The following is a 435-nucleotide window of genomic DNA, read 5'->3' on the forward strand; positions in this document are numbered from 1 at the left end:
TTATTCGACCGACGCTGGCGGAAACTGGCGGCGTTTGGATAAAAATATGACTTTGCCGAGCAAGCGAATTTGGTCTCTGGCGTTTGATCCTAATGACTCAAACCGTATTTTTGCCGGCACGCATTCATCCGGCGTTTACCGAATTGAACGCGAAGCCGCAAAAAGTTCGAGTTCAAATTCGAATGAAACCATAACTCGTCCGCGCATTACGGGCGGAAATGAAGAAAAGTAAAAATTAAATTAAAAGTAAAAAAAAAGACGACCTTTTGCAGAAGGTCGTCTTTTTATTTGGAAGTTTTGAAATAGAATTTTATAATTGCAAAATGAGTCAAAAAACGGTGCGGACTTTTCAGGAAAATTCTTTGAAAGTAAAAACTATTCCATTCGCGGAAATTCCGCATCAAACAAAACTTTTTCTTGATTATCAAGCAGATT

The 435-nt window shown here is 38.6% G+C and carries 1 pseudogene; it reads left to right on the plus strand.

The features are described from left to right. Nucleotides 1-232, plus strand: a pseudogene (locus I6F37_RS40550) (hypothetical protein); the annotation flags it as partial. Between the last annotated feature and the right edge of the window lie 203 nt (nucleotides 233-435).

Source organism: Bradyrhizobium sp. NBAIM08, assembly GCF_020193935.1.
Lineage (GTDB): Bacteria > Pseudomonadota > Alphaproteobacteria > Rhizobiales > Xanthobacteraceae > Bradyrhizobium > Bradyrhizobium yuanmingense.